Raw genomic sequence first — 16,114 nt, forward strand, 5'->3', positions numbered from 1 at the left:
GCCCGTATAGATGCTTGGTGACCACCAAATTGGTGGATGCCAATTATGGAAGCAGTTGGTCAGAGACTGCGTGTTAGTCTAGGGAGGCGGGACTGGCAACGGATACGAGCGGCTTCGACAGATCGCCTTGCCCATCGTCGCCAGGTCCTCAGCGGTAGGCTTAATACTGTTTAGCGCTCGTCCCTTTGTGAGCACCAAGCTTCGATTTCGTAAGGCCTCGGAGGATCAGTACCATTGCTTGATCAATATGGGGAGTATTGGCAAGCACCCTGTTTTCTTCGGCCGACAACCCGTTCCGCAGGCCCTTGCCCTTAAAGCGACTAAATTTCTCACGGCCCGGCCATTCCCCGGCATTTTTGCGCTGGCTCGTCAAGAATGGTCAGCGCTTGAGTGCCAAAAAAGGTCGGCGGCAGCGCATTTGCAACACTCATGCTGGAGTAGAACCATGAAGTTTACCCACACGTCGCCAACCCCTCCACGTCCAGACGGACCGCCCCCGCGGCTGGGCAAACTTGCACAGGATGCAACTCCCGAGGGCGCAGTCCTAAAGCATGCAGTTCACTTGCGCCCGTACACTGTATGAATTCCAAGAATACACACTATTACGGAAATTGGGGCGACAATTTCTTCATGGAGGCGTATCGATCGAGTACCAACGGCGTTCCCGTCGAATGCTTTATCCTCGCTCATATGAATGATAGGGGCGAAGCGGACTCCCTACTGCTGCATCATTACCCTCTTAACGCTACGCTGGAGTTTTCTGGAAACTCTAGGGGCCGTTGGTTCGTATCCATTCAAGAGCAAAATAATTTCACTCGTGTAGAACATCTACACCCACGCTGCATTTTCTGGATGATTGCGCGTTTCGCGTGACCGCCTGAGAGCCACGGTTCATGGGGTTCAGGGCAGCATTTGCACTCAAGCTGACGGTAGGAAGATGCCAATCTCCGGTTCGGCCGGAACGATAGGGCTGATCACAATGCTTGCCGACGATCCCTTCCAGACCGAGGCGGCAGACATACTCCAACAGGACGGCGGGTTCGGCGTCGAGTGTTTCCGATAGCCGAAAGGCGCCGTCTTTGCCGTTCAGCACGTCTTCGAGGAGATGTCGGCGCGATCCGTATTCGACATTGCGCAGATCGTGTCCGTCCAGATAGATGAGATCGAATGCGTATAGGATTGCGTCGGAGGCACGGTTACCCGCATTTTTGCCGGATGCGCCAAGCGATTGTTGCAGCGGCCCGAAATTGGGCCGCCCCTCTTCGTCGAGCACAACGGCCTCGCCGTCGATGATCATCGTCGCCGGCCGAGCGCGCAGGCTGCCTGTTCGATGGCCGGAAACCGATGCGGCTTGCCGAAGCTTTTTAGCTGTGGTCATGTCCTCGTTGACATAGCACCCAAATGTGCGTCGCACATGGTGACGTAGGCAGAGCAAATCCGGCAGGTATATAGTTGTGCCGCGATGATTGAGCGAGCGTTTCGATGAACGAAAGCCGCGTAATTTCTGACATGGGAGGAAATGATTTGAACGAGACTCAACAACTGTGGGAATGGCGCGAGAAGATCGCAAATCTCTACTACGAGGTACGTTCTAGTCCGGATGCGGTTGCTGCCTGGAGGCTTTGGTGCGGCACCCGTTCGACCCTGTTTCGCGACCATCCTCAGTCGCCAATTGAATCGGCGGACCGCAAGACGTTCGAAGGGCCGACGACATTTTCTTATGATCCCTCGTTGCGCCTGACGGTACAGCTTGTCCCGGTAACGCCGGAACGGACAACCGTCGCAACAGGGTGGATGGCGACCTGTCGATGTATGCATTCTCCCGTACAACGGGGCTGGAGACCAGATTGGGTGGCGAATTGACCCTTTACTGGATTGAGGGGTACGGCGGTGGCGTGTTCCTGCCGTTTGTCGACGCGACCTCAGGGACCGAGACGTATGGCGGTGGCCGATATCTCCTCGACACCATCAAGGGAGCGGATCTCGGAGTTGTCCGTCCGGACGGCACACTAGTGCTCGATTTCAACTTCTCCTATTTTCCTTCGTGCGCATATTCTTCCCGCTATGTCTGTCCATTAGCGCCATCGGGCAATCGACTGAAAGGCGCGGTGAGAGCCGGAGAACGGCTACCTATCTCGAAATGACCCGCGGTAAATCGGAGATGCGGTGATTGTGATGAAAGCACATCCCTTGCAAATAGGATTCTACTTCCTGCCATTCCCTGTCGGTGCGGTAAACCTTTACTGCATCCAGTCGCCTGATAGCTATTTTGATTGGGCTCGAGGCTGATAGTTGAGTTGACATCAGATTGCTTTGTCAAGAAAGAACGACAGGTCATGGCTTGTCGCCCGGGGTTCAGCCGCCTCAATTCTTGCGCGCAAAGGGCATTTATCGGAGTTAAGGCAAGTTTTCAGCCGAGTTAAATTTCGTAAGACCTTTTTAAATAGATCAGAAGCTGTGGTTCCATAAATCAACGATATGCCACATGACGGAAATCGCCTGGTCGACGGTTCGACTCCCTTCAAGAGCCACAATCCGAGTTTCAATTTCATCGCGATTCCGTCCAGAGCTTTGGCGCCGCGCCTGGTCCGCACCGGGGATGGAGACACGTGATACTCGATCCACGAAGGTGCCCCGACTATCGAACTGACGAAAGCGGCAATTGCTTGCATTGTAATGAAATAGCCGGATGAAACTTAAGAAACTGATGATAGCTGGATGCCGCCGCGTCAGGAGCGTCGCCTTGATTGATGGCTGCCGCTCGGGAGGCAGTGCGAAATGCATAACATTCGGCTCGACAAAGTGTGTGATTTTCGCCCACGGTTGATCGATCATGCGGGCGCGTGGCTTTCGCGACTGACCTACGTCCAGGCTGGCGCTCTTGTGCTCGGCGTGACATTGGCCATATGCGCGCTCGACTATAACACGATGGAATTCGAACTGTGCATCGCGACGCTCTACGTCATCCCGATCTCGACCGCCTGTTGGTATTTCGGCGGTTGGGAAGGGCTTGCAGTAACCCTCGCCGTCACCATTCTCGCTTGCATGAAATATCCTCTGCTTAACGCGCACCCAGTCCTATGGATCGGGGTTTACAATGGCGTCGCCCAGATGGTGGCGTTCGTCTTCAATGCAGCGGTTGTCCTTGGTGCGCGTCGCGTTTTTGCTCAGATGCACCATCTCGCGCATCGGGACAGAATGACGGGCGTGCTGAATAAGGCTGGCTTCAATGCGGAGTTTGATGCGCTGCTGCTTCGGGCGCGGATGACGGGTAACGAGGTCTTGTTGACATTCATCGATCTCGACGGCTTCAAGAAGGTCAATGATCAGTTCGGCCATGACGCCGGTGACGCGGTATTGCGAGAATTCACCTATGCGGCCGAAAAGGCGTTGCGGCCAACCGACCGTATAGGCCGCTTGGGAGGCGACGAGTTCGCCACACTGACTGTTATTGACCGGGCCGAAGATACTCGAGCGATGGCCAAAAGCTTACATCTGCGATTCACTGAGATCCTCAGCCGAAGCGGCTATGCCGTGACCTGCAGCATGGGCGCGGTGATCGTGTCACCGGGTATCGAGATCGGAAGGAGCGATCTTTTGCGGGAAGCTGACCGGCTGATGTATATGGCGAAACACAGCGGAAAGAATGCGGTCCGCATCCATGAGGCGAGGCCTTCGGGTGAGAAGGCCGGCTACTCGGATAGCTTTGCTTCAACGGCGTCGTTACTTCCTAGAAGAAGGAGCGTTTCCTAAACGTTGAAGTGACATCGTCCATTTTCCCAGAATTGATGGCGGGTTTCCATAATGCGGAAAGACTCCGGCTCCGTTCCCTGATCGCCTCTGCCGCTAAAATCCATCGCTTGATGGTCAGCAACGTCCTCTTCGACGTCTTGAATGAGTAGATGTTGACGAGCTCCGGCATCGCAGTGATTGATTCTAACGTGCCGCAGACTGTGGCGCGGCGGTTGAGCGGCGTTGCAAAAGGTCGCGGACGTCGGCCAATGGTTGGGGCTTTCCGAAAAGATATCCTTGTATTTCGGTACACCCTTGCTCCCTAACGCGAAGAAGCTGCTCCCTGGTTTCGACACCCTCGGCGGTCGTCGTTATTCCAAGACCCGCGCCGAGGTCTACCACGGCTTTCACAATGGCGGCACAGTCCTTGGAGTGCCCGAGTTCGCGAATGAAAGACTTGTCGATCTTGATCTTGTCGAAAGGAAAAAGCCTCAGATAATTCAACGATGAATATCCGATACCGAAGTCGTCCATTGCGATCCGAACGCCGAGGCTCTTAATGTGATGAAGGGTGACCAATGCCGCCTCGCTGTCGGTGAGCAGGACGGATTCAGTAATTTCCAGTTCAAGCCGAAAAGCGGGCAGTCCGGACTCGCTGAGGGCAGAGACAACGCTTTGAGCAAGCGTCTGGCTTCTGCATTGAAGCGGAGATAGGTTGAGTGCAACCCTGACATGGGGCGGCCAATTCGCGGCGTCCCTGCAAGCTTGCCGCAAAACCCATTCCCCAATGGGAACGATCAGCCCAGACGACTCCGCGAGGGGAATGAATTCAGCGGGAGAAATTGAGCCTTGCTCGGGATGATTCCAACGCAATAGTGCCTCGAAGCCCACGATTTCTTCGCTGCCCGTATCAACCTGTGGCTGGTAGTAGATTTCAAACTGCTTGCTTGCCAGCGCCTGCTTCAGGTCAGCTTCTAGCCTGCGCCGCCGCTGGATGCTCGCATCCATGGTCGGTTCAAAGATGCGATAGACGCCGCGGCCGCTGGACTTCGCGTTGTGGAGGGCTGTGTGGGCGTGGCGCAGCAAAGCGTCGGCCGTGTCACCGTCATCAACTGTCGCAACGCCGATGCTCACGCCAATTTGAAAAAGTTGCCCGTCAATTTCAAAAGGTCTGCCAATGTCATCCACGAGCGTTTGGGCGAGAAGCGAGGCGTGCTCTTCGGCGGGAGCACCCTCCAGCAGGACAACAAATTCATCGCCACCCAGCCTCGCAATTGCTTCGCCATTATGCAGGCTTTCCTTCAATCTCTCCGCGACCGCTTTCAACAGGAGATCGCCTGCCGCATGCCCGAACGCATTGTTTATCTCTTTGAAGTGATCCAGATCCAGAATGAAAAGCGAGATGCAACTCTCGGTACCAGTGAGTGCTATTCTGTTGTCAATTTTCTCGCGCAAAAGGGATCGATTGGGGAGCCCTGTCAGTGGATCGTGACCAGCCATATGTTTGATTTGTTCTTCGGCGCGAACGGCGTCGGTGACGTCTTCATGAGTTGCGACGTAAGAGCCATTTTCCATCGGCCTATGCGTTATCTTTATCACCCTGCCGTCGGTCAATGAGACTTTCCGGCTGGCGATTGACCCTTTTAGCGCCGCTTCCACCACCACGTCGAAATACTTGCCGATCTGGATAGGAGCATTGCCAGCGATCTTGCGGTAGCTCAGAATTTGCTCAAGGGATGTCCCAGGCAGCGTTAGATGCCGCGGCAAATCGTATAGCCGGGAGTATGCGGCATTACACAGCAGCAGATTCTTGTCGGCGTCGAACATGCACAGTCCATGCGGCATATTAGCCAGCGCCGCATCCAAACGATGGTTTTGTTCGGCAAGGGCCCTTTCCATCCTTACACGCATCGAAATATCGTCGCACGTGACCAACCACCCGCCACCGCGAGTTGGGACAGAAGTCACTAAGAGCATGCGATCGTCAGTTACAAACTCCAGATGAAGCGATGTCGACCGGGTCAGCAGATGTGTCAGCCAGTCCTCTTGATCGCCCACGGACAGGGGAGGCGAAGACCTGAGGCTCGGAATCTCGGCGGCTATTGCTGCTGCGCTGGCGCCTACGCAGATTGTCCCTTCAGGCGCGGGCAGCAATTCTTTCAGCCGATTGTTGAACATCGTAACATGAAGGTCATCGTCAAAGATTGCGACGCCCTGCTGGATATTCTCCAGAATGATATCAACGTGATTGGCCATGTCTTACCTGCATAAACGCGGGACGAGGTATGCGGAAATTCTCAGTGCGATTACCATTTTTGACCTTCATCGCTCCACCCTGTTTCATGGCACACCGCCGCTGTCTGGTCCTGGAAAGGTGAGGGCAGTGCAATCGGTTGCGAAGGGCGGTTGCCGCCAGGCGCATATGCGCGCGTTGACAACGCCGGCATCGAACAAAGACGATCGGCCGGATCGGCTATGCTTTTCCTACGCGGTATTTTTAACTCATTGAAGACGATCAACACCAGTGTAAGTATCCTCTGGACGGCTTGTTCGTCCTTTACACAATCGATCCTTCCCGAATTTCGTTCATCAATGCAAATTGATTTATGAATCAGGCTCGAACATGCTTGTGCTCAGGACATTTTTTTGCCTAAGACAAAATCATCTTGCCATGGCACAGAGAGGAGGAGATCATTCTCAGGCATTTATCGAAATTTGATAAATCGAAGCTTGGATCAGACGTCGCAACCGTACATGAAGATTGTCGGAACATTCTTTCAGCAACGTTAAAGTAGCGGCGTTTGCTGCAATCACTCAGTTTAAAGAAATTCGGCAGCTTTTCGAGCAGGTTTAAACAAGATGGAATCCTTCATCATCGGGCTTAACAGTGTCGGCTGGGAACGTTTCATTTGCCTTCGTCGCGATCATGCCGACCTTGAGACCGAAGTTGCAGAGCAGCCCGCGAATGTCGTTCTCGATGGCGATGGCCTTTTCCTGTGGCAGCTTGCGCGCCGTCAGCAGCATCCGCCGCTTTTGGCTCGTCAGCGTCTTCACATGCACGGGCCGGAACAGCTTGACCCGCATCATCTGCGCGATACCCCGCGCGTCGTTACGGTCGGTCTTGTTCACCTGAGCCTTGAGAAACGCCTTTGTATGCCGTGTCTCTATGCAGATTGTCGGTAAATCCGCTTCGGTCAGGCCGCTGAACAGCCATTGCGACAACGGGCCGGCTTCAAATCCGACCCGGACAAGTCGGCACTCGGCACTCTTCAAGGCCTGCACAAGGTCTTCCGGGTGGCTGGGGACTTTCATCGCGCGGCAGATCGCTCCCGTTTCATCCACGATGCAGATCGCTGTCTCTTTCACAGAAACGTCCAGTCCGGCCTAATACTTCATGCTGCGCTTCCTTTCCTGATGCTTGTGGCTGCTCATACAGACCACGTTCTATCATCAGCTCGAAGCGCAGCACCTCAGCACCCAACTTCCAAGGATGGGCTCAAGCCGAATATCCCATCTTTTGCAAAACGGCGATCCAACCTAGCAGGCTCTACTGCGCGACAGTGCCAAAGCAAAGATCGTCATTCCACCGCGCTCAACGGCTGTCGCAAGGCAAGACACTAACCCGCCAAATCAGCGGGATCTTCATGTCGCATCGATCCAGATTGATGGTCGGTTGAAATGGCAGGCTACCACCGGCTATGGCAACCGGGCGTTAGTTGAAACGACAATAGGTCGATACAAAGGGATCATCGGCCGCCGCTTGCGGGCCCGTTCATTCCCCGCTCAACAGATCGAGGCTGCCATCGACGTCGCCATTCTTAACCGGATGCTCAGCAGTGCACGCCCAAATCTGGTGGGCGCAACGCAACAATGGCGGAAACAAATAGCCAACACCATCAAAGAGCAAGCTGCCCTCGCATGCCGATCTGTGCACTAAAGCCACTTTCGACTGCTATCTCGCTGACCGCCCGGTAGCGACCGTAAACGCGGTGGGAACGCACTTTCGGGAACTACAGGAGATAGCCGACCTTCATTGACAGCTTGAGTCAGGCAACCGCGCCGACAACCCCCTATGCAATCGGTCGCCATCTTGTCAAACGAGGAGACTTTTAACCTCTGCCGTGGCCTGATTTAGAAGCGGCAGATAGTTATCGATCATGTCGCCTGTGGAAACGCGGTCGACGTGAGCTCCGATGTTGATCGCCGCGATGATCGTTCCATCGTAGCGTTTGACTGGGACGGCGATTGAACGAAACCCTTCTTCCGCTTCCTGATCGACCAAGGAGTAACCTTTTTTGCGATCTGTGATTATCGTCGCGATGAGGAGTTCCTTGTCTACAATCGTCTTTGGGGTGGAGGGGATCAAATCGATCCCCTCGAAGAATGCGGCTAGCTCATCATTGGTATATCTGCCAAGCAGGACCCGTCCCACTGATGAGCAGAATGCCGGCAACCGAAAGCCTATCTCTAAACCGCCCGCGAAGACTCGAAGCGGGCTGGCTCTTGCGATGAAGACGACGTGGTCGCCATCAAGCACCGCGAGCGAGCAGACTTCTTTCGCTTCAGTTGCAAGCCTGTCCATCAATGGCTGCATAACCCAAGCAACCTGGTTCGAAGACAAATAGGCTGACGCGAGGCTAAGTACACGTGGTGTCAAGGAAAAAAGCTTGCCGTCGCTGAGAACGAAGCCGCCTTTTTCCAGTGTCTGCAGGATCCGTCGCGCTGTCGCACGGGGGAGATCGCTGGCCTTAGCCACGTCGCTCAACGTCATTGCCTTTTGTTTTGTGCCAAGCATCTGAAGAACACGCAGGCCCCGGTCGAGACTTTCAATGATCTCGGGGTTCTCGTTCTTGTTTTGAACCTCCAAGGTAGTCCGGTTCATCCGAGGCATTGTTGTTCCAGCAAGGTTGTTCCTCCCGCCGAGATACACGATGACCGCTCATTTTTAAAGAGCCAGAAGACTTTCATGCGCTCAGCGAGTTCAGGTTGAATGAAGTGTCGGCCGCCTGCTCCTTTGAAGGCGAAACGGACTGGGAGAGCAATTTCCGGCATGCCAGTTGTTCAGCGCCCCGGTTTACGCTTTCGGCGCCGATGAATTGGTTTTGCTTGAAAAAGAATACTGTGAACCGGCCTTCGTCGGGATTGCCGCGCAGGACGGCTTCATCTGCCCCTGCGCTAAGGCCGCACATCTGTAATTTGACGTCATATTGGTCCGACCAGAAGCGAGGAACGCTCTCGTAGGATGCATTTCGGCCAGCAATGGTGAGACCCGCCACCCGGCCTTGGTCCTGCGCGTGTTGAACAGATTCGAGGCGAAGCCTCACACCTGTTCGCGAGTTCGTGTAGGTCGCACAGTCTCCCGCAGCCAAGACTCGCGGTAGGCTACTGCGAGCCGACTGATCGACATCGATGCCATTTGCACAGATTGCGCCGGCTTCGGCGGCTAATTCCTGGTTCGCTACACCGCCGATCCCGACAATAACTAACTCGGCCCCAAGGCATCGACCCGACGCAAGTTCTACCGAACGGACCATCCGCCCCACGCATTGAAATTGCGTGACGACCTGGTCCAGATGGACCTTTACTCCGTTGGCGCGATGCATGCCGAGGAGATAATGGGACATCGCCGGCGAAACGGCACGCTCCAGTAGGCGTCCCGCAGCGTCGATAACGGTGACGGACTTGCCAAGCTTGCAAAGGCTTGCCGCTAATTCCAGGCCGATAAAGCCACCACCGATGATCAGGATCTCGGAGACCGACGATACCTTATCGCGGATATCTTCGGCGTCCTTCATCGATCTGAGGTAGCAAAGATTTTCCGCCTCTGCCGGGGCGGACGGCATCTGCCTGGGTCTCGATCCCGTTGCCAGCAGAATGCTGCTGAACGTCAGATCAGCACCATTATCAAAATAAACACGTTGGTCACGGGTTGAGATCTTACATGCTCGTTTCGAAGGTAAGAATTCGATCGCGTTGCTATCAAAAAATTGCTGATCGCGAAGAACAAGATCCTCGCCGGTGACGGTACCAGAGACAAAACCTTTTGAAAGGGGTGGCCTCTGATACGGAAGATTGTTTTCGTCGGTGACCAGGTAAATTGGCTCGCTATAGCCAGCTTCGCGCGCGGCGGCCGCGGCGGCTAGGCCTGTGTAAGACGCACCGATGATGACAAAACCCGTCATGACTGCCTCCCCGGAACGATCACCGTCAAGACCGCCTGATCCGCAGGCACCGTCACTTGGCAGCCGAGCCTGCTCGTTGGTTTTCTAGGGGCTGCAACCGACCCAAGAAGCTCATCTTCTTGTTCGGATGCCGGTGGCAGATGTTTGAAGTCCTCTTCGGCGACGTAGATATGACAGGTTGCGCAATCTAGGCTTCCGCCGCATTCAGCATCAATCCCCGGGATGCCGTTACGTATCGCTGCCATCATGACACTCGTTCTACAGTCGATCGTGACTTCGCGAGAAGACCCGTCTTTAAGCATGTAGCGCACCGTCGGCATGTGAACCTCCCATGTTCGATGAGCGAACATATGTCCGTTTTTATCCTGTAAGTCAATATCGGTGGGTGCCAGTCTCGGCCTAAAAATTGGTTATGCGTTTTTTGGGCTTGCTAATCGGCGCACGTTGTATAAAATTCGCCCATATGTTCGGTGTGCGAACGTTTGGCAAGCTTAAGGAGGAACTTCGCCATGATGAGCCAAGAGCAAAACGATCAGATCACCCGTGTCGGCCCAGGCACACCTGGTGGAAAACTCATGCGCATGTACTGGCAGCCGGTCGCACTGATCGATGAGCTAGAGGATCCTCGCCCAATACGTCCCGTTCGGCTTCTGGGCGAGAACCTCGTCCTATTCCGCGATGAAAATGGTCGATACGGCCTGGTTGACAGAGATTGCCCGCATCGCGGCGCCGATCTGGCCTTTGGTCGATTGGAGAATGGCGGGCTACGGTGCGCATTCCATGGTTGGCTCTTCGACGTCGAGGGTAAGTGTCTGGAAACACCGGCTGAGCCTGCAGATTCCCAGCTGTGCAAGAACATTAGGCAGCGAGCCTATCCAGTCGTGGAGAAGGCTGGCATGCTCTGGGCCTATCTCGGCGACGGCGAGCCGCCGGCTTTTCCGGAGATGGACTGCTTCGTTGCCCCTGACGCTTACACATTTGCCTTCAAGGGTCTGATCGAATGCAATTGGCTTCAGGCGCTTGAAGTCGGTATAGATCCCGCGCATGCATCCTTCCTGCACCGCTTCTTCCATGACGAAGATCCGACGGCTGCCTACGGAAAGCAATTCCGTGGCGCCTCTGCCGACAGTGAAATGCCGATGACGAAGATCCTGCGTGAATATGACAGGCCGATCATCAATGTGGAAAGAACCGAATATGGGCTTCGTCTGATTGCCCTTCGTCAGATCGACGACGGTGTTACGCATGTCCGCGTGACAAACCAGGTTTTTCCGCATGGCTTCGTCATTCCAATGAGCACGGAGATGACGATCACGCAGTGGCATGTCCCCGTCGACGACGAGACCTGCTATTGGTATGCTGTTTTCACGAGCTACACGACACCTGTCGACAAGAAGAAAATGCGCGCACAGCGTCTCGAGCTCTACGAGCTTCCGGATTACAAGTCGCGGCGCAATCGTAGCAATGACTACGGGTTCGACCCGCACGAACAGGCGAACGAGACCTATACAGGAATGGGACTTGACATCAACGTCCACGATCAATGGGCGGTGGAGTCCATGGGCCGCATCCAGGACAGGACGCGAGAGCATCTCGGCCAATCGGACAAGGCCATTGTTCTTTATCGCCGCCTCCTGCGCCAGGAAATCGAAAAGGCAGTCCAAGGCGGCAAGCCGTTGTTGTTCCTCGATGAGGCTCATGCAAAGAGCATCCAGGGTCCGGCCACGATGGACGGCATCGGTCCGACGCAGGGCTGGGAAACCTATTGGATGGAAGTTGACGTCAAGCGCCGGCGAAACGCGCCGTGGGCCGCTCCGGTGCCGACCGAGATTGCCGAGAAAATTGCTCTTCCAGCCGCCGAGTGAGAGGGGGTGCGGTCATGGGAGAGGAAAGAACGAGCTTCGTCACCCGTCACGGGCTGTGGACGGAGTCACAACACGAGGCCGCGAGAGCGCTTCGGAAGCGCGTGGAGCACGCGGGTGTAGAAACCATCCGTCTCTCCTTTGCGGATCAACACGGTATCCTGCGCGGCAAGGCGCTCGTCGCTGACGAGGCGCTCCGGATCCTGGAAAATGGATGCAGCATCACGACGACGATGCTGGCCAAGGATACGTCTCATAGGACCGTCTTCCCTGTGTTTTCGACTGGCGGCGGTTTCGGGATGCGCGAGATGCAAGGCGCGGCTGATGTATTGATGGTTCCGGATCCGGAAACCTTCAAGGTCCTGCCGTGGGCACCGCACGATGCTTGGCTCCTATGCGACCTGCATTTTGCCGATGGGCGCTCCGTGCCGTTTTCGACGCGGGGATTGTTCAAGAGAGTGCTTGCCGGTCTCGATAAGCGTCAACTGGATTTCGTCGCTGGCCTGGAAGTCGAATTTCATGTCTTCAAGCTGACAGATCCCAAAATGGCGCCCTCAGACGCTGGCCAACCGGGCGAGCCACCTGAGGTATCGATTCTCTCTCACGGGTATCAATATCTGACGGAGCAACGATACGATCAGCTTGAACCGGTGCTCGACATCATCCGGCGGGACGTGCTCGCGCTCGGGCTTCCGTTGCGCTCGATGGAAGTCGAATATGGGCCGAGCCAGTGCGAATTCACTTTCGCACCTTCCGTCGGCATGGCGCCAGCCGACACGATGATTCTCTTTCGCAGCGCGGTCAAGCAGATCTGTCATCGGCATGGCTATCACGCGACCTTCATGTGTCGGCCGCGGATCCCAAATGTGGTCTCGTCCGGATGGCATCTTCATCAGTCGCTTGTTTCGCGCGAAACCGGCAAGAACGTCTTCATGTCGCTGCACGAAGACGAGCATCTTTCACCGTTCGGCAAGGCCTATCTCGGTGGACTGCTGGAACACGCCCGCGCATCGGCCGTGTTCACGACACCAACGCTCAATGGCTACAAGCGTTACCGCGCCTATTCCAACGCCCCGGACCGGGCAATTTGGGGACGGGACAATCGAGGCGCGATGATCCGCGTTCTCGGTGGGCCGAATGACGGCGCCACGCGACTGGAAAACCGGATCGGTGAACCAGCGGCAAATCCCTATCTCTACATGGCCTCGCAGCTACTTTCGGGCCTCGATGGCGTCGACAACAACGCCGATCCTGGTCCGTCAGCCGATACACCCTACGAGGCAGAGGCTGCCCTCTTGCCGAAAACGTTGCGCGAAGCCGTCTTCGCCCTGCGCGACGACCCCTTCTTTCGGGAGGCGATGGGCGCGAGCTTCGTCGATTACTACGTCCACATAAAGAACGCCGAGATCGAGAGATATCAGGCAGAAGTCACGGAATGGGAGCAGCGCGAATATTTCGAGATGTTCTGACAAAAATCCACAACAGGGGAACGACCATGAATATCAACATGAAAGTGAAACTTATAGCGGCCGCGGTCTGTCTGTCGGCGTCTCTGGCGCATGCCGATACGATCAAGGTCGGCGTCATCGCACCCATGTCGGGGCCGTATTCGCTCTTTGGAAAAAACTTCCAAATGGGATTGAACGCCTGGGCCGAAGAAAACGGAACCAAGGTTGGCGATCACGACATCCAGTTCGTCTGGCGGGACGAGGAGGGGCCGGACCCCGCCAAATCCAAGGCGCTCGCCCAGGAACTGATCGTCAAGGAGAAGGTTCAGTACCTTGCCGGGTTCTACTTCACGCCGAATGCGATCGCTGCAGCTGCACTCTTGAAGCAGGCGAAGACGCCAATGATCGTGCTGAACGCAGCAACGTCTTCGATCGTAGAAAAAAGTCCTTACATCGTCCGCACGTCATTCACGATGTGGCAGAACACCGTTCCCGCAGCAAAGGTTGCCCTCAAGAATAACGCCAAAAAGGTCGCAATCGCCGTCAGCGACTACGGCCCGGGCCTCGATACGGAAGCTGCTTTTAAGAAGACGTTCGAGGAGGGTGGCGGGCAGGTCGTGGAGACGATCCGCATGCCTCTGGCAACGACCGATTTCAGTCCGATCATGCAGCGGATCAAGGATTCCGGTGCCGATACGATCTTCACCTTTCTTCCAGGAGGACCGCCGACCCTGGGATTCGTGAAGGCTTATATCGACAACGGGCTTAAACAGGCCGGCGTCAAGCTGATGTCGACCGGAGACGTGTTGACGGAACCCGATCTTCCGAGTCTGGGCGACGGTGCCATAGGCATTCTTTCGACCTACCATTACTCCGCAGCGCATGCCTCTGCAGAGAACAAGTCGTTCTTCGCGGATGTGCAAAAGAGCGGAGGAAATCCCGACGACATCACTATGGCAGCGGTCGCGGCCTACGATGGCGGACGCGTCATTTACGAGATGGTGAAGGCTACCGACGGCAAGGCCGACCCTGACAAGGCGATCGCCTCGGTGGAGGGGATGGCATGGGTCAGTCCGCGCGGCCCGGTCACGATCGACCCGAAGACCCGCCACATCACCCAGAACGTCTATCTGCGCGAAGTCGCCAAAGACAATGGTAAGCTCTTCAATAGGGAAATCGAGACCTTCGATGCGCAGCCTGATTGGGGTCTCAGCGCACGATAAATCGGTTGGCCAACGCCGCAGCGCTGGCTGCGGCGTTCCCTTCAATCCTGAACAGCCGGAGCTTCCATGTCTTCCGCTCCTACCACGCGCCTTATCAACGGCGTGATCTATAGAACTGCGTTCGATCGAGACCCGGTGAATGCACTCGTCGTCAATAACGGACAGGTGGCATGGGTCGGCGATGCCAAGAACGCACCGGCGGCCTCACAGACCATTGACCTTGAAGGCGCAACGGTCCTACCGGCCTTGACAGACCCACATATCCATCTGTTTGCCATAGCAAATTCGCGCCTGCACATCTCTCTGGGCAGCGCCGTTGCACCGTCAATCGGAGGCTGCCTGAAACTCTTGGCCGAAGCACAAAGCTCGTCGTTCAACGGCGGCTGGGTACAAGCGAGCGATTTTGATGAGAACAAAGTCAATGAACGCCGGTTTCCGACACTTGCAGAGATCGATGCCGTCACCGGAGATCGACCAGCTCTCATCCGTCGGTTCTGCGGACATATCGCGCTTGCAAACAGCGCTGCCCTGAAATCTCTTGGTCTCCATTCACAATCATCCTCTCCGGCCGGCCGCGAAATTGATCGAGACGACCGGGGGGAATTAAGTGGTATTTTGAAAGAAACCGCCGCCGAGATAGCATTTGCGGCCGTTCCGGCACCACCTCGTCACGTGCTTGTCGACAGCCTACACCAGGTTCTGCACGACTGTGCCAAGGAGGGTATCGCCGCTGCAGTTGATGCGGCGGTTGGCTTCACCGCGCCGTTTGATGACGAGAACCTGGTATGGAACGACCTCCGGCAGGGCGCAGATCAATTGCCTCTTCGTCTAGGCTTCATGTTGAAACTCAACGCTGAACAGGCCGCCGCTAAAGGATTTAAACCTCTCCAGGACCCCCGATGGCAGGTGATGACGCTTAAATTCTTCGCCGATGGCATCGTGGGTGGTCGATCCGCAGCGGTCAGCGAACCCTTTCTCGACGCGGACTCCCTTGGCGCCTTTGTCATGGATCCAGCCGAACTTGAAGAGGAAATCATCAAAGCTCATTGCAACGGCTGGCAGGTAGCTGTTCACGCGACAGGAGATCGCGCGATAGCGGCGGTGATCAGTGCATTCGAGAAGGCGAACGAAACGGTAGAGAGGCCCGATAGCCGCCACCGGATTGAACACTTTTTCTGCCCACCTGAAAATTCCATGGCGCGGATGCGAGATCTGAACGCTGCAATAGTTATGCAGCCGAGTTTCCTCACACAGATGAACAGGTCTATCCTGAATGGTTTCGGGAAAAGAGCCGAACATTATTATCCAGCCAGATCAGCACTGGATGCGGGTGTGCTCTATGCTGGCAGCTCTGACGCACCAACCGGGCGCTTTTCTCCCTGGCAAGGAGTGGAGGACTTTGTGAGCAGAGGTGCCAGAGAGACAAGCAGTCCAATAGGCCTCGGCGAAGCTCTTTCCGTACGCCAAGCTCTCCATTGTTATACGATGGGTGGCTCAGCAGTTATGAAGCATGAGCATTGGCGTGGGTCTCTGACATTAGGGATGGCGGCTGATTTGATCGTGGTCGGGGAGGATCCGTTCGAACCTTCGGCGCCGGACCTACGAAAGGTGAAAGTATTGTTGACGATGGTCGATGGACGGGTGGTTCACGACATTCGCTAAGTCGT

12 protein-coding genes and 3 pseudogenes are annotated in these 16,114 nt (G+C 55.7%); 8 read left to right on the forward strand and 7 right to left on the reverse strand.

Going from position 1 to position 16,114, the window contains the following annotated elements:
* Positions 1 to 940: 940 nt before the first annotated feature.
* Positions 941 to 1,347, reverse strand: a pseudogene (locus ACPYOJ_RS10985) (ATP-dependent DNA ligase); the annotation flags it as partial.
* A gap of 135 nt (positions 1,348 to 1,482) precedes the next feature.
* Here ACPYOJ_RS10985 and ACPYOJ_RS10990 point away from each other — a divergent pair.
* Both ACPYOJ_RS10990 and ACPYOJ_RS10995 read left to right on the forward strand, forming a co-directional pair.
* Positions 1,483 to 1,863, forward strand: coding sequence for a hypothetical protein (locus ACPYOJ_RS10990; protein WP_481416283.1), 381 nt, complete (start codon positions 1,483 to 1,485; stop codon positions 1,861 to 1,863).
* Positions 1,848 to 2,144, forward strand: coding sequence for a DUF1684 domain-containing protein (locus tag ACPYOJ_RS10995; RefSeq protein WP_481416284.1), 297 nt, complete (start codon positions 1,848 to 1,850; stop codon positions 2,142 to 2,144). The genes ACPYOJ_RS10990 and ACPYOJ_RS10995 overlap by 16 nt, the downstream gene beginning before the upstream one ends.
* Before the next feature lie 304 nt (positions 2,145 to 2,448).
* Here the strand turns inward: ACPYOJ_RS10995 and ACPYOJ_RS11000 are convergent, their stop codons facing one another.
* Positions 2,449 to 2,835 (reverse strand): hypothetical protein, encoded by a 387-nt coding sequence (locus tag ACPYOJ_RS11000; RefSeq protein ID WP_481416285.1) that lies wholly within the window; start codon positions 2,833 to 2,835, stop codon positions 2,449 to 2,451.
* 48 nt (positions 2,836 to 2,883) lie between these two features.
* Here ACPYOJ_RS11000 and ACPYOJ_RS11005 point away from each other — a divergent pair, with 48 nt between their 5' ends.
* Positions 2,884 to 3,753 carry a GGDEF domain-containing protein gene (locus tag ACPYOJ_RS11005; RefSeq protein ID WP_481416286.1) on the forward strand — a complete coding sequence of 290 codons (870 nt, stop codon included), beginning with the start codon at positions 2,884 to 2,886 and terminating at the stop codon, positions 3,751 to 3,753.
* A gap of 183 nt (positions 3,754 to 3,936) precedes the next feature.
* Here ACPYOJ_RS11005 and ACPYOJ_RS11010 read toward each other — a convergent pair whose 3' ends face one another.
* Entirely contained in the window at positions 3,937 to 5,988 is a 2,052-nt protein-coding gene (locus ACPYOJ_RS11010) for an EAL domain-containing protein (protein ID WP_481416287.1), read from the reverse strand.
* A gap of 627 nt (positions 5,989 to 6,615) precedes the next feature.
* Positions 6,616 to 7,110, reverse strand: a pseudogene (locus ACPYOJ_RS11015) (IS110 family transposase); the annotation flags it as partial.
* A gap of 166 nt (positions 7,111 to 7,276) precedes the next feature.
* Between ACPYOJ_RS11015 and ACPYOJ_RS11020 the strand changes: the two are divergent.
* Positions 7,277 to 7,669: pseudogene (locus ACPYOJ_RS11020) on the forward strand (hypothetical protein); the annotation flags it as partial.
* 156 nt (positions 7,670 to 7,825) lie between these two features.
* On the opposite strand, the gene ACPYOJ_RS11025 reads toward ACPYOJ_RS11020, so the two are convergent.
* The 3 genes from ACPYOJ_RS11025 to ACPYOJ_RS11035 all read right to left on the reverse strand — a co-directional run bounded on the left by ACPYOJ_RS11025 (position 7,826) and on the right by ACPYOJ_RS11035 (position 10,234).
* The gene (locus ACPYOJ_RS11025) at positions 7,826 to 8,623 is read right to left on the reverse strand and encodes an IclR family transcriptional regulator domain-containing protein (RefSeq protein ID WP_481416288.1); all 798 of its coding nucleotides are present in this window, start codon (positions 8,621 to 8,623) and stop codon (positions 7,826 to 7,828) included.
* Positions 8,624 to 8,696: 73 nt separating this feature from the next.
* Positions 8,697 to 9,914 carry an NAD(P)/FAD-dependent oxidoreductase gene (locus ACPYOJ_RS11030; RefSeq protein WP_481416289.1) on the reverse strand — a complete coding sequence of 406 codons (1,218 nt, stop codon included), beginning with the start codon at positions 9,912 to 9,914 and terminating at the stop codon, positions 8,697 to 8,699.
* Positions 9,911 to 10,234, reverse strand: a complete 324-nt coding sequence (locus ACPYOJ_RS11035; protein WP_481416290.1) for a 2Fe-2S iron-sulfur cluster-binding protein — start codon at positions 10,232 to 10,234, stop codon at positions 9,911 to 9,913. Before ACPYOJ_RS11035 ends, ACPYOJ_RS11030 begins: the two co-directional genes overlap by 4 nt.
* A gap of 189 nt (positions 10,235 to 10,423) precedes the next feature.
* Here ACPYOJ_RS11035 and ACPYOJ_RS11040 point away from each other — a divergent pair, with 189 nt between their 5' ends.
* The 4 genes from ACPYOJ_RS11040 to ACPYOJ_RS11055 all read left to right on the forward strand — a co-directional run bounded on the left by ACPYOJ_RS11040 (position 10,424) and on the right by ACPYOJ_RS11055 (position 16,109).
* Positions 10,424 to 11,779, forward strand: coding sequence for an aromatic ring-hydroxylating dioxygenase subunit alpha (locus ACPYOJ_RS11040; protein ID WP_481416291.1), 1,356 nt, complete (start codon positions 10,424 to 10,426; stop codon positions 11,777 to 11,779).
* A 14-nt stretch (positions 11,780 to 11,793) separates the two neighbouring features.
* On the forward strand, positions 11,794 to 13,245 hold the full coding sequence (locus tag ACPYOJ_RS11045; protein ID WP_481416292.1) for a glutamine synthetase family protein: 1,452 nt from the start codon (positions 11,794 to 11,796) through the stop codon (positions 13,243 to 13,245).
* Between the two features lie 26 nt (positions 13,246 to 13,271).
* Positions 13,272 to 14,447: an ABC transporter substrate-binding protein gene (locus tag ACPYOJ_RS11050; protein ID WP_481416293.1), complete on the forward strand. Its 1,176-nt coding sequence runs from the start codon at positions 13,272 to 13,274 to the stop codon at positions 14,445 to 14,447.
* Positions 14,448 to 14,513: 66 nt separating this feature from the next.
* Complete coding sequence (locus ACPYOJ_RS11055) at positions 14,514 to 16,109, forward strand: amidohydrolase (RefSeq protein WP_481416294.1); 1,596 nt, start codon at positions 14,514 to 14,516, stop codon at positions 16,107 to 16,109.
* Positions 16,110 to 16,114: the final 5 nt, after the last annotated feature.

Source organism: Rhizobium sp. SVR5-9E, assembly GCF_056755095.1.

What these genes read in the sequence shown, in the direction of transcription:
- ACPYOJ_RS10990 (WP_481416283.1), top strand. Translation starts at nt 1,483, where the DNA reads ATGAACGAAAGCCGCGTAATTTCTGACATGGGAGGAAATGATTTGAAC.
- ACPYOJ_RS11000 (WP_481416285.1), bottom strand. Translation starts at nt 2,835, where the DNA reads ATGATCGATCAACCGTGGGCGAAAATCACACACTTTGTCGAGCCGAAT.
- ACPYOJ_RS11010 (WP_481416287.1), bottom strand. Translation starts at nt 5,988, where the DNA reads ATGGCCAATCACGTTGATATCATTCTGGAGAATATCCAGCAGGGCGTC.
- ACPYOJ_RS11025 (WP_481416288.1), bottom strand. Translation starts at nt 8,623, where the DNA reads ATGCCTCGGATGAACCGGACTACCTTGGAGGTTCAAAACAAGAACGAG.
- ACPYOJ_RS11030 (WP_481416289.1), bottom strand. Translation starts at nt 9,914, where the DNA reads ATGACGGGTTTTGTCATCATCGGTGCGTCTTACACAGGCCTAGCCGCC.
- ACPYOJ_RS11035 (WP_481416290.1), bottom strand. Translation starts at nt 10,234, where the DNA reads ATGCCGACGGTGCGCTACATGCTTAAAGACGGGTCTTCTCGCGAAGTC.
- ACPYOJ_RS11040 (WP_481416291.1), top strand. Translation starts at nt 10,424, where the DNA reads ATGATGAGCCAAGAGCAAAACGATCAGATCACCCGTGTCGGCCCAGGC.
- ACPYOJ_RS11045 (WP_481416292.1), top strand. Translation starts at nt 11,794, where the DNA reads ATGGGAGAGGAAAGAACGAGCTTCGTCACCCGTCACGGGCTGTGGACG.
- ACPYOJ_RS11050 (WP_481416293.1), top strand. Translation starts at nt 13,272, where the DNA reads ATGAATATCAACATGAAAGTGAAACTTATAGCGGCCGCGGTCTGTCTG.
- ACPYOJ_RS11055 (WP_481416294.1), top strand. Translation starts at nt 14,514, where the DNA reads ATGTCTTCCGCTCCTACCACGCGCCTTATCAACGGCGTGATCTATAGA.